The sequence below is a fragment of the Trichococcus pasteurii genome (assembly GCF_900112935.1).
Taxonomy (GTDB): Bacteria; Bacillota; Bacilli; order Lactobacillales; family Aerococcaceae; genus Trichococcus; species Trichococcus pasteurii.
In genome coordinates, this window is record NZ_FONM01000001.1 from 68,131 (window position 1) to 81,332 (window position 13,202).

The window sequence follows — 13,202 nt, forward strand, 5'->3', positions numbered from 1 at the left end:
CCGCTCGTGCTGTGGTTGTCCGATTGTTTCCGGTTATCGGACAACTTTTTATTTTTATCCTTCTTCCGCCAAGCTCCTCAGCGCTTTGGCTGCGTAGTTGATTTCCTCCACCGTATTGAAGCTGGAGAAGCTGAAACGGACCATGCCGGTTTTTTCTGTCCCAAAAGCTTGGTGGATGAGCGGAGCACAATGGGCGCCGGGACGTACAGCGATTGCGTAATCCATGAAGAGCGCATCGCTGAGGTCGCCGGAGGACCAACCCTCCAGATTCAGCGAAACGACCGGCGCACGCTCCACGGTTTCAGCGAAGCTGCCGTAGATGGTGATTCCCGGGATGTCCTTGATCTGTTCATGGAAGCGGAAAGTCAGTTCCTGCAGTTGCCGGGTGATTTCAGCCAATCCTTTTTGCTCGATGTAATCCAAACCTGCGGAAAGGCCCGCCAAGCCATGGACATTCTGGGTGCCGGCCTCGAACAGGGTAGGCATCTCTGTCGGATATTGTTTGTCGGAAGAATGGAAGCCGCTGCCGCCGGTGAACACCGGCACGAACGCCAAGGGTCTGTCTCCGAGGCAGATGCCCCCGGTTCCTTGCGGGCCGTAGAGGCCTTTGTGACCGGTGAAGCAGAGGACATCGATGTGCTGCTTCACCATATCAATGGCGAGGACGCCTGCGCTCTGGGAAGCGTCGACGATCAAAATCAGATTGTGCTCCCGGCAGAAGCTGCCAATCCGTTCCAGATCCGCCACATTGCCGGTGACATTCGAAGCATGGTTGACCACGACTGCACGGGTATCTGTTCGCAACAAGCGCTCGAAATCGGAATAAAGGAGCGTCCCAAATTCATCAACACCGACAAAGGAGAGGGCAGTGCCCTGTTCTTCAAGTTGATAAAGCGGACGCAGGACGGCGTTGTGCTCCGTCACGGTTGTGATGATGTGGTCTTCCGGCGTCAGCAAGCCCTTCAGGACCATGTTCAGCGAGGCGGTCGCGTTGGCCGTAAAAGCGACGTTTGCCGCATCCGGCACGGCGAACATGGCCGCCGTTTTCTGGCGCAACGTTTCCGTCAAACGCAATGCGTTCAGGGAAACGGTATGGCTGCCGCGTGCCGGGTTGCCCAGCTGACCGTCGGCGAGGGCGTGATAGACGGCTTCAGCCACCGCAGCCGGCTTCTTCAGCGTCGTTGCGCTGTTGTCGAAATAATAAAGTTCAGTCATGCCATTCCTCCACAGTTTTTATCCGGTTCTCAAAACGTACTTCGTAGCAGCCATCGTTGGAAATGGTACGCTCCGACAACAATGCTCGGACAGCGTTCAGTTCGGCAAGATGCGTCTGCAGCACAAGGCCGCATCCGGCCGAAATCTGTTCCGGCATGGGGATCAGCCGGCATTCGCGCCCGGCATCCAGGACAACGGCTTCTGCGGATGCCGCGGCCTGGGATGTCGGAAACGCGATGATGCCGTAGTGTTTGCGGTCGATCATGGCGATACGGTCTTGGCTGTGCGCAAGATCTCAACGATGCGGTACATGTTCGTGTAAGCACCGACCGCCAGTTTGTCCTTCACGCCGTAAAATTCTCCGCAGATGCCGCACGTCAGCACCTCGACGCCGTCTTCATCCAGCGCTTTGAGGTCGTCCAACACGGCCGAACCTTCCGTCGTCAGCAGCGCGCCGGCATTGTAGCAGAGTACTTTGTCGGGCAGGACTTCCTGCTCCGTCAGGGAGAAAAGGAAACTTTTCATCAGCGTACGGCCCAATTCCTCGTTACCGTTGCCGATGAAGTCGCTGTTCAATACGACGACATAACTTGTGCCGGATGATGCGACTGTGTCGGTGGCTTGCTCCGGAAGCGCAGTGTGTTCGGCGGCGTGTGCTTCGTTGCCGGCATTCGGATCCGAAAGCTGGACTTCATAAAGGGAGTCATTGATCTTTTCGACCTGGACTGAAAGTTTCAGCTGCTCCGCCATCTTGGCAAGGTTCTGCGTCGCGATCTCATTGTCCACGCTGATGAGCACCCTCTCCCCGTTGCTCTCCTTCAAAGCCCGTTTGGTCAAAATGACCGGCATCGGACAAGCTTGCCCGACTGCATCTATTTTTTTCATACACGTTTCCTCCTGGTTAAGTCATATTTTTTCTCTGCTCAATGGACAACCGTAATCTTCTTGGCGCCTTTTTCGGTAACTTCGCCGATGATGCCGCAGGGAAGGCCCAAAGCCTCGATTTCGGCAAGCAGAGCGGCCGCTTCTTCGACAGGGACGCTCACCAGCAGTCCGCCGGATGTCTGTGGATCGAAAAGGATCTCCTCCAAGGCATAGTCATCGATCTGGAAGTCCACATCGGCTTCCAGGTGGTTCCGGTTGCGCTGCCCGCCGGCTGTGATCAGGAATTCCTTGGCTCCCTGATAGGCTCCACTCAGGCAAGGCACACTGTCAGCATAGACCGTCGCTGAACAGCGGTCGCTGACCATTTCCGACAGGTGCCCCAACAGGCCGAAACCGGTGATATCCGTACAGCTGTGGACTGTGTAATTTTTCAGAACTTCCGCTGCATAACGATTCAACGTCGTCATCGAGGTGACTGCTTGATCGAAGGAGTCTTGGGCCATTTCTCCGGCGCTGTAGGCCGTCGTGATGATGCCGGTACCTAATGGCTTCGTCAGCAGCAAGACATCGCCCGGGATGCACGTGTCATTCCGGTAGATCCGATCGGGATGGACTCTTCCCAATACCGAGAGGCCGTATTTAGGCTGGGGGTCGTGGATCGAATGTCCGCCGACCAGTACGCCGCCTGCCTCCTGGACCTTATTGAAGCCGCCAGCCAAAATTTTCCCGAGTGTATCGGTGCTTTTTGTTTCGGGCCAGCAGACGATGTTCATGGCCGTCAACACTTCGCCGCCCATAGCAAACACATCGCTCAAGGCGTTGGCTGCAGCGATTTCCCCGAAGAGTGTGGCATCCGCGACCATCGCGGGAAAGAAGTCCAAAGTCTGGATCATGGCCGTTTCGGCGTCTATCCGGAACACCGCCGCATCATCGGACGAGTCGAAACCGACCAAAAAATTCGGGTTCTCCTGTTTCGGAAACTGACTGAGCAGGTCGCCCAGAACGCCGGGACCGATCTTCGCATTGCACCCCCCGCAGATAAATAGTTCATTTGATAATTCCTGTTCCATATTGTTCACTCCTGTAGGTCATGACGTATTCACCTTATAATTATATACCACAGGTCAAAACATAAGGCGGATAATCTGCATATTTAATAAGTAGATTCTCCTATTGAGTCAGAATAGTAACATTTTTTGTGCGAAAAAAGAGGCCGCGGATGTGATATGATGAAGAGGTCATTTCTGACTGTCCGCCATTGCTTTATTGAGTGCAGGCAGGATCCTTCAGGAATATTCGGTTAACAGGAAAAGATAAACAATTAAGGATGGGTGCAAGTGGAGGACAAAGAATTATTGTACGCGACGCTAAAAAAATATTTCGGATATGACAGTTTCCGGGAAGGCCAAGAGGAATTGATCACGAATACCCTGCAAGGGAAAGACGTGCTCGGAATCATGCCGACAAGCGGAGGGAAATCGCTCTGTTACCAACTGCCGGCATTGCTGCTGGAGGGCATGACGATTGTCGTATCCCCGCTCGTGTCCTTGATGAAGGATCAGGTCGATAGCCTGCGGGAAATGGGGATTGCCGCGGCGTACCTGAACAGCACGCTTTCCAGAGAAGAATTCATGCAATTGATGGACGACATGCGTTCCGGCCAGCTCAAACTGCTTTACATCGCGCCAGAACGGATCGACAACGAGTCGTTCATGAATGCGTTGCGCTTTGTGAAGGTGCCGTTGCTGGTGGTCGATGAGGCCCACTGCATCTCGCAATGGGGCAGCGATTTCCGTCCTTCCTACCAAGGCGTGGCCCGGTTGTACGATGTTTTCGACAGGCGCCCGCGGGTTGCCGCCTTCACCGCCACGGCCACCGAACCGGTCCAGGACGATATCTTGGTCCAATTGCGCCTGCAGAATCCGTTCCGCTTGGTGACCGGTTTCGACCGCAGCAACTTGGCCTTCAGCGTGGAAAAACCCGCCGACAAGTTCAGGTTCCTCGTGAAGGACCTCAATCCGAAGGAAGCGAGCATCATCTATTGCTCGACCCGAAAAAATGTGGAATCGGTCCAGAAGAAATTGGAACAAAAAGGCTTTGCCGTGACGCTTTACCATGCCGGGCTGCCGGAACATGAGCGCCAGCGGAACCAGGATGATTTCCTGTTCGACCGCAAACCGATCATGGTCGCGACCAATGCTTTCGGCATGGGGATAGACAAAAGCAACGTTCGGACCGTTTACCACTACAACATGCCCAAAAACATCGAAAGCTATTATCAAGAAGCCGGAAGGGCTGGGCGTGACGGAGAAGAAGCGCGCGTCATCCTGCTGTTTTCGACGCAGGACATCATCATCAATCAGTTGCTGAACAGCAAGACGAACGACAGCGAAGCGACCAACAAATTGAACAAGATGATCAATTACTGTTACACGAACCAATGCCTGCGCCGGTACATACTGGAATATTTCGGCGAAACGACAGCGGAGCTTGATTGCCAACACTGCTCCAATTGTCTGCGCCGCACAGAGCAGATCGACATCACTGAAGAAGCCCAAAAAATCCTGTCCTGCGTCGTGAGGGTGCGCGGGCGTTACGGCGTCCAGAAAATCATCGGCATCCTGACGGGGAGCAAACAGAAGGGCATCACCGATTTCGGCTTGGATCAACTGAAGACATACGGACTGATGAGCGCCTATAATGATGGGGAAATCCGTGAAATGATCGGTGTTTTGATTGCGGATGAATACTTGCAGGTGACGGGCGATCAGTACCCGCTGATCCAAGTCACTCCGAAAGCGCTGGAAATCCTGAAGGAAGGGAAAAAAGTTGGGATGTCCTATGCGGTCGAGAGCGAAAAGGGAACCGCCAAACAGAGCGGAGGCGGCTTGTACGATACCGAGCTGTTCGACCGGCTGCGCAGTGTGCGCACGGAAATGGCGAATGAGCACGGGATTCCTTCCTATATCGTCTTTTCGGACAGCACGCTGCATGAGATGGCCCGCAACTTTCCGACCGATGATGACGCCTTCCTGCGTTTGTCCGGGGTCGGCGAGACGAAGCTGGAGCGCTACGGCGAGGTGTTCATGGGCGTCATTTCCGATTATCTGAAAGAGTTCCCTGATGCCGAAGCGGTTCTGCAGCAAAAACGGCAAGAGCAGAAAGAGCTGCCAGGCAATCCGGAATCCGCGGGAAAACGCCCGAAACCAGCTCAGAAAAATTACGCCGGCACTACTTTTGAGGAAACCTACCGCCTGTACCAGGAAGGCAAGACGGTCGAGGAAATCATCGCCATCAGAGGATTGGCGCGGATGACCATAGAAAACCATTTCCGTCATTTGGCTGAACAGTCGGCCTACGAAATGCGTTTGACGGATTTCGTCACGGCTGAACAGGCGGAGGCCATCAACAGAGCAATCGAGGAAGCCGAGGATCAGCACCTGAAACCCCTCAAGGAAAAGCTTGGGGACGACTACAGCTATTTCCAGATTGGGATGGTACTGGCTTTCCGGAAAAGAGAAAATTAATCGTATTTAGATAAATTCCAGGGACGCCTCGACATGAGGTGTCCCTGGAATTTTTAGCTAGTCTGATTTTTGGTCAACGGGCACGCTCTTTTGATCAAAAAAGTCCAACTGTTTATTTTTGGTAAGCAGAGTATATTTGGTATAATAGAGGAAAGAGAGCGGTTACGAATGGACGCTCCAATTCTTGTCGCTTTTGCTCCTGCCGGGAGGGATTATCATGAGAAGGAACATTTTGTTTATTCTGTTAGGGTTGTTCATTGTTGCCGGATTAGCCCCTGCCCGCATCGCCGCTCCAGCATATTCGTTGGAGAACGGTGCTGTTCTCCAACAAAGTTTACTGGACCTTTACCATCCAGCGCACATAAAAATAGAGAGCGCGCTTGCCGAAACCGGCAATGATCATATCACGCAGCATACAAGAAGTGTTGTTGCCCTGTTGAGGGCACTGGATAGCCAGCCTTCAACGCAAACGGCCGGCAACGCTGAATTAGTTTATACGACTTACTTACAGGATAGCGGCTGGCAATCCGAAGTCCAGGAAGGCGCAATCAGCGGTGGGGCGGCTTTGCCGCTCGAAGCCATCCGGGTGCGCTTGACCCATTTGGCCGAAGCGGGCAGCGTTTCTTATCGGACTTATCGTCAGGACAGTGGTTGGTCAGGCTATGCCAAAAACGGCGAGACGGCCGGAACGACAGGGGCCGGCGAAGCGGTCGAGGCCGTGCAATTCAAGCTTACGGGTGCTTTGGCGGCTCAATACGATCTTTATTACCGGGTGCAAACGAGCCGATTCGGATGGCTCGACTGGGCCGGAAACGGAGAAACAGCCGGAACAGATGGTTTCCGCTATCCGATCGAAGGGATCGAAATCGTTCTGATGAACAAGGAACAGACTTTTTTAGGCAAACGTGAGCAGAGCTTCATCAAACGGACCGAACCTGTTTTGTCCTACGGCAGCTATCTGACGGGTTCGGGTTGGCAGGAGCCTGTCCTCAATCCGGGACAAAGCGGATCTCCGGATTCTTCGCAATCCTTGGAAGGCTTGCAGGCGAAATTGGCCTCCCAGCCTTATCCAGGGTCGGTTTCCTACCGAGCCGCCACAAGTGAAAACGGTTGGTTCGAGTGGACGCAGGACGGATTGGAAGCGGGACTGCCCGGAACAGGCCAACGCATCGAGCGGATCGAAATGCAGTTGACGGATGAACTGGCTGCGCATTATGATATCTATTATCAGGTCCATGTGCCCGGAGTGGGATGGCTGGATTGGGCCAAGAATGGCGAAACGGCTGGAACACAAGGTTACGACTATGACGTCAGCGCCGTCCAGATGCAATTGGTCCAAAAAGATGCCGTAGCGCCGGGGAACACGGCAGTCGCTTTCATGAAATACGTACCGAAACCGCCGCCTGTTCCGGTTGCACCGCCTGTCCCAACCTATCCGACGGGACCCGATTGGACTGTCCAGGATGGCAACTTCCGTACGAATGCCGGCACCAACTACCATGTCGGCTCAAGCTTCATCATCATCAGCATCGCCTACCAGCGCGTCTGGGCTTATATCGGCAACCAGCAGATCGTCAACGCTCCGGTCATAACCGGCCGGCCTTCGATGCCGACGCCGAGAGGGCTGTTCGCGATCCAGCCGTATAAGGAATCGCCGAGTGTCCTGATCGGTGAAGATTACGAGTCGCCTGTCCAATATTGGATCCCATTTTTGGGGAATGCCTACGGTTTGCATGACGCCTCTTGGCAGACCCAAGGCTTCGGCGGCGACCTTTATCTGTATTTGGGATCGCACGGCTGCGTCAACACCCCTTACTATGCGGTCCAAACGCTTTACAATACCTATTCCGTGGGCACCCCGGTCGTAGTTTATTGACCGGAAGATGCCGGCAAAATCAAAAATAATGAACAAGCAGGTGAATGTGTGACTAAGAAAAAGATATTGATGATCGGAACGGGCGGTACGATCGCCTCCAAAATAACGCCGAACGGACTCGATCCCCAGCTGACATCCGAAGAGATACTGGCTTTTATCCCCGGTATCTCCGAAATATGCGAGGTCGATACCCTGCAGATCTGCAATATCGACAGCACCAACATCGCGCCAGACATTTGGGTGCTGATGACGGACACCATCAGGGGAAAGTATGAACAATATGACGGATTTGTCGTCACCCACGGAACCGACACAATGGCTTATACGGCTGCCGCGCTTTCCTATATGATCCAGGATTCCCCCAAACCGATCATCATTACCGGTGCCCAAAAGCCGATCAATATGGAAATCACCGATTCGAAGACGAATCTCTTCGATAGTTTCCTGTACGCATCGTCCGATTCCGCCAGTGGTGTCCAGATCGTCTTCAACGGGAAGGTCATCCTCGGAACACGGGCAAGGAAGACGCATTCCAAAAGCTTCCAGGCTTTTTCCAGCATCAATTACCCTTATTTGGCGATCATCCAGGACGGCCGCGTGATCTCCTACATCACGAAGGAAAAAGCGGGAGCACCGCGTTTCTATGATAGTCTGGATGCGAAGGTCGCTTTGTTCAAGCTTACGCCGGGAGTGGATTCGGATATTCTTGCTTACATGCTTGAGCGGAACGATGCCGTCATCATCGAAAGCTATGGAGTGGGCGGCATCCCTTCGGCGCCCGAGTATGGATATTTCAAGGTCATCAATCACTGGATCGGAAAAGGCAAGACGGTTGTCATGACGACGCAGGTCCCGAATGAAGGCAGCGACATGGAAATCTACAAAGTCGGACACGAACTGAAGGCCCGGGTCAATATTCTGGAAGCCTACGACATGATTACGGAAGCGGTCGTATGCAAACTGATGTGGATCCTGGGCCAGACGCAGGATCCGGCCCGGATCAAGGAGCTGTTCTACACCACGATCAGCAACGATATCCTGTATTAAAAGAGCGGAAAAGCCATCCACTGCGAGGGCTTTTCCGCTCTTTTCCATTTATGTGATGTCATTTATTCTTGTCGGTATCTAAGCAGCCGCACCTGAACCTGATTCATCCCTAGTCAATCTAAAACCCGTAGCTTCCGGTCGGTGTGTCCAGAAAGAGCGGCAGGGCGGGGGGCTGGAAACTGAACAGCACAAACGCAATTGTGAAAAGAAGCCAGAGAGCGGCTGCCACTCCAAGCAAAATGCGGCGAGGCTCGACATATCGATAGGTGCGGAAAGCCAACAGTTGACCGCTGGTGATGCCGAAAATGAACAGCAGCCCGTCAGTGAAAAGGGATTCGATGCCGAAAGCGCCTTTGAGCGTGTAGAATCCGGTGACGATTAGGAGCGGGCAGAACAGCATGGACACGATTCCCGCCAGCAACCAGCGGGATGGCGAAAGCAGGTGCTTTTTTCCGAAAAAGAGGAAGATGAAGAAAAACCACAGGAAGGTGGACCAGTAACTCATTTTCAGATGTTCCCAGACACTCTCGTTCACGGGGACGAAAGGTGCTGCCCATTCCGCATTCCCTAACCATGCGAATGCGAAATGGGACAGGCCGCCGAACATCAGAATGAATGGGATGCCGGCAACAAAGGAACGGATCACGAATGCATCTGATCGGAAAACTCTCTTTTCAGTCATCGCAAGGACCTCTTTCTCTCGGGCCGGCAATCGGCAGATGCCAGGTGGATGAATCATCCTTCGTGATAATTTTACCACGCGCTGCTCCTTGTTTCATCTAAATTGGCTGCATGACAAAACACCCCACAGAATGGCAGTTCCTACTCGGAGCGCCCATTCTGCGGGGTGTTTCACATGTTTGTAAAGCGTTCCATGCATCCAAAAATGATGGCTAGCTTCACGGGTTAGCCCTTCGGAAATTAGATAAATCTGACCCATTGCGCTCTGCGATGCTCATTCAGGGCCAGATTTCCTAAATTTCTTTCAGGGCTGAACGAACCCGTTCCGCTTTTCTTAAATGCTTTATTCGAGCTCGAATGCTCCTGTATAAAGCTGATAATATTTTCCTTGCTCGCCGATCAATTTCTCGTGATCGCCGCGTTCGATGATGCGGCCTTGTTCCATCAGCATGATCACATCGGCATTCTGGATCGTGGACAGGCGGTGGGCGATGACGAATACGGTGCGTCCGTGCATCAAAGCATCCATGCCGCGCTGAACAATCGATTCCGTCCGCGTATCGATGCTGGAAGTCGCTTCATCCAAGATCATGACGGGAGGATCGGCAACAGCCGCACGGGCAATCGAAAGCAATTGCTTCTGCCCTTGGGATAGGCCTTCACCGTCGCCGGAAATGACTGTTTGGTATCCCAACGGCAAACGGGAGATGAAATCATCGGCATTTGCCAAGCGTGCTGCCGCATAGATTTCTTCATCGGATGCGTGCAGATTGCCGTAACGGATATTTTCAAGAATCGTTCCGGTAAAGAGGTTGGTATCCTGCAACACGATACCCAGGGAACGGCGCAGGTCATTTTTCTTGATGTCTGAGATGTCGATGCCGTCATAAACGATTTTTCCGTCCTGGATATCGTAGAAACGATTGATCAGGTTCGTTATGGTCGTCTTGCCGGCGCCCGTCGATCCCACGAAAGCGACCTTCTCGCCGGGATGGGCATAGAGGCTGATGTCATGCAGAATCTGTTTGTCGGGATTGTAGGAGAAGTCGACGTCAAAGAATCGGACATCACCGGTCAGTTGCGTATAGCGGACCGATCCGTCTGCTTGAGGCACTTTCCATGCCCAAAGTCCGGTATGGTTTTCGGCTTCCTTGACTTCATCACCGACCATGGTTGCATTCACCAAGGTTACGGTGCCTTCATCCAACTCCGGTTGTTCATCCATCAATTCGAAAATCCGCTCAGCACCCGCCAAAGCCATCACGATCGATGAAACTTGTTGGGAGATTTGGTTGACCGGCATCGTGAAGGAACGGCTCAACTGCAGGAAGGAAGCGATCGCCCCCAAGGTCAGGCCGCCGAAACCTGATACAGCCATGGCTCCTCCGAACATAGCGATCAGAGCATATTGCAGGAAGCCCAGATTCCCCAGGATCGGCATCAGGATATTTGCGTAGATGTTTGCGTTCGTCGCGCTCTCGCGCAACTCGTCATTGAGTTTATCGAAACGTTCCTTGGATTCCGTTTCGCGTCCGAAGACTTTCACTTCTTTTTGCCCATGCATCATTTCCTCGATATAGCCATTCACTTTACCGAGCGTCTGCTGCTGCTTGACGAAGTTGACGGAACTCTTGCCGCCGATCGTTTTCGTGACTGTGATCGACAAAGCGACCATCAGGACGACGATTAGCGTCAGCGGCAAACTTACCGCCAGCATCGCAGCGAATACGCTGATGATCGTGACCAGGGAAGAAAAGGCCATCGGGATGCTTTGCGAAAGCATCTGGCGCAAAGTATCGATATCATTGGTGTAGCGGCTCATGACATCCCCGTGCGCATGAGTATCGAAATATTTGATCGGCAAGGTCTGCATATGCGCGAACAGCTCATCGCGGATTTTTTTCTGGATTCCCTGGGAAATGGAGACCATCAGGATGTTGTAGACATAAGTCGCCACGACACCGACCATGTAAATGCCGGCCATCATTGCGATTGCACGGTACATGCTGGTGAAGACTGGGTTGGTTACCCCCAATAAAGGCGTGATATATTCATCAATCAGCGTCTTAAGGAAAAGCGAACCCACAACATTGGCAAGGGCGCTTATGAGGATACAGATCAATACAAGGCTAAAGGTGAATTTGTGGCCTTTGGAAATATAGGACAGGAGGCGTTTTGTCGTTTTGCCGGCATCTTTGGCTCCGCGCCGTTTTGGTTGATTAGGCTTCATCAGCAATTTTTCCCCCTTTCGTTTGTGAATAGTAGACTTCTTGGTAAATCGTGTTTGTTGCCAGCAATTCATCGTGCGTTCCGATGCCATTGACGCTGCCGCTCTCCATCACAATGATCTTGTCGGCATCCTGCACGGAAGAGACGCGCTGGGCGATGATGAATTTGGTTGTGTTCGGGATTTCTTGCTTGAAAGCGGTCCGGATCAAGGAGTCCGTCCGCGTATCCACGGCGCTGGTCGAATCATCGAGAATCAGGATTTTTGGTTGTTTAACCAAAGCGCGGGCGATGCAGAGCCGTTGTCTTTGCCCGCCGGAAACGTTTGTGCCGCCTTCTTCAATATAAGTGTCGTATCCATCAGGAAGGCGTTGGATGAATTCATCGACTTGCGCTTGTCTGGCCGCTTTCATCAGCTCTTCATCGGTAGCGGCGGGATTGCCCCAGCGCAGATTGTCTTTGATCGTTCCTGAGAACAGGATATTTTTTTGGAGCACCATAGCGACTTCGCTACGCAATGTTTGCATATCATAATCGCGTACATCGATGCCGCCGACTTTCACCGTACCACCGGTTGCATCATACAGACGCGGAATAAGGTGGACCAATGATGTTTTGGCACTGCCGGTACCGCCGATTATGCCGACCGTCTCCCCTGATTTGACGGAAAAACTGACATTTTTCAAAGCAAGCTTCTTCGGATCGTTGGTGTAACTGAAATCCACCTGCTCGAAAGTTACCGATCCGTCAGGAATGACCACGATTGGATTGCTGCCGTTCTTCAGGTCGCTGTCCTCACTCAGTACTTCCACAATCCGCTCCGCTGAAGCGCGGGAGATCGTGACCATAACAAAGACCATCGAAATCATCATCAAGCTCATCAGAATTTGGGAAGCGTATGTGATCAGACTCATCAGTTGGCCTGTCGTCATCGAACCGGAGACGATCATGCGCGCACCCAATAGGGACAACGTCAGAATGCTTGCGTACATCGTGAACTGCATCAACGGGCTGTTGAAGGCCAAGATTTTTTCAGCTTTGGTGAAATCAGTGTAGATTTTCTTGGAGACCGACTTGAATTTCTCGGTTTCGTGCTCTTCACGGACAAAGGACTTGACGACCCGGATGCCGTAAAGATTTTCCTGTACGACACGGTTCAGCTTGTCATAGGTGCGGAACACTTTCTGGAAAATTGGGAAAGCTTGTGACATGATCAGGTAGAGACCGAAGCCCAGGAACGGGATCGCGCCAAGGAAGACCATTCCGAGTTCGCTGTTGATGCTCAAAGCCATCATCAATGAGAACACGAGCATAAGTGGCGCCCGGACCATGATCCGGATGATCATCTGGTAGGAGTTCTGGACGTTTGTGATGTCCGTCGTAAGACGTGTGATCAGACTGGACGTCGAGAACTGATCGATATTCGAAAATGAGAAATCCTGGATATTGTAGTACATGTCCTTGCGGATGTTTTTTGCGAATCCGGCCGAAGCTTTTGCCGCATGCAAACCGGACAAAACTCCGAAACCTAAGGAAAAGAGGGTGGAGACAATCAAAATCAGTCCGATTCGGATGATGAACGGCATGTCTCCTTCTCCGATCCCTTTATCGATGATCATAGACATCAGATAAGGGATAAGCACTTCAAGGACGACTTCCAAAGTGACATATATAGGGGCAAGGATCGAGTCCTTTTTATACTCGCGTATGCTGCCCATGAGTTTTTTTATCATAGCGTTAATCCT

The 13,202-nt window shown here is 52.5% G+C and carries 10 protein-coding genes; 3 read left to right on the plus strand and 7 right to left on the minus strand.

What is annotated here, in order from left to right; genetic code table 11:
- Positions 1-54: 54 nt before the first annotated feature.
- From BM184_RS00350 to selD, 4 genes are read right to left on the minus strand one after another with little or no spacing between them, the layout of a single operon-like run.
- Positions 55-1,215 (minus strand): aminotransferase class V-fold PLP-dependent enzyme, encoded by a 1,161-nt coding sequence (locus tag BM184_RS00350; protein WP_086942057.1) that lies wholly within the window; start codon positions 1,213-1,215, stop codon positions 55-57.
- Entirely contained in the window at positions 1,208-1,480 is a 273-nt protein-coding gene (locus tag BM184_RS00355) for a DUF3343 domain-containing protein (RefSeq protein WP_086942058.1), read from the minus strand. The genes BM184_RS00350 and BM184_RS00355 overlap by 8 nt, the downstream gene beginning before the upstream one ends.
- A complete protein-coding gene (yedF, locus tag BM184_RS00360) occupies positions 1,477-2,100 on the minus strand; it encodes a sulfurtransferase-like selenium metabolism protein YedF (protein ID WP_086942059.1) in 624 nt (207 codons plus the stop codon). The genes BM184_RS00355 and yedF overlap by 4 nt, the downstream gene beginning before the upstream one ends.
- Before the next feature lie 38 nt (positions 2,101-2,138).
- Positions 2,139-3,170, minus strand: coding sequence for a selenide, water dikinase SelD (gene selD / locus BM184_RS00365; RefSeq protein WP_086942060.1), 1,032 nt, complete (start codon positions 3,168-3,170; stop codon positions 2,139-2,141).
- A gap of 267 nt (positions 3,171-3,437) precedes the next feature.
- Between selD and recQ the strand changes: the two genes are divergently transcribed.
- The 3 genes from recQ (at position 3,438) to BM184_RS00380 (ending at position 8,550) form a co-directional block, all read left to right on the plus strand.
- Positions 3,438-5,627, plus strand: coding sequence for a DNA helicase RecQ (gene recQ / locus BM184_RS00370; protein ID WP_218150956.1), 2,190 nt, complete (start codon positions 3,438-3,440; stop codon positions 5,625-5,627).
- A gap of 217 nt (positions 5,628-5,844) precedes the next feature.
- Positions 5,845-7,503, plus strand: a complete 1,659-nt coding sequence (locus BM184_RS00375; RefSeq protein ID WP_086942061.1) for a L,D-transpeptidase family protein — start codon at positions 5,845-5,847, stop codon at positions 7,501-7,503.
- A 48-nt stretch (positions 7,504-7,551) separates the two neighbouring features.
- On the plus strand, positions 7,552-8,550 hold the full coding sequence (locus BM184_RS00380; RefSeq protein ID WP_245830574.1) for an asparaginase: 999 nt from the start codon (positions 7,552-7,554) through the stop codon (positions 8,548-8,550).
- A 118-nt stretch (positions 8,551-8,668) separates the two neighbouring features.
- On the opposite strand, the gene BM184_RS00385 is transcribed toward BM184_RS00380, so the two are convergent.
- The 3 genes from BM184_RS00385 to BM184_RS00395 form a co-directional block, all read right to left on the minus strand.
- Positions 8,669-9,232 carry a DUF6512 family protein gene (locus tag BM184_RS00385; RefSeq protein WP_086942062.1) on the minus strand — a complete coding sequence of 188 codons (564 nt, stop codon included), beginning with the start codon at positions 9,230-9,232 and terminating at the stop codon, positions 8,669-8,671.
- A gap of 342 nt (positions 9,233-9,574) precedes the next feature.
- Positions 9,575-11,461: an ABC transporter ATP-binding protein gene (locus tag BM184_RS00390; protein ID WP_086942063.1), complete on the minus strand. Its 1,887-nt coding sequence runs from the start codon at positions 11,459-11,461 to the stop codon at positions 9,575-9,577.
- Positions 11,451-13,190, minus strand: a complete 1,740-nt coding sequence (locus tag BM184_RS00395; RefSeq protein ID WP_086942064.1) for an ABC transporter ATP-binding protein — start codon at positions 13,188-13,190, stop codon at positions 11,451-11,453. Before BM184_RS00395 ends, BM184_RS00390 begins: the two co-directional genes overlap by 11 nt.
- Positions 13,191-13,202: the final 12 nt, after the last annotated feature.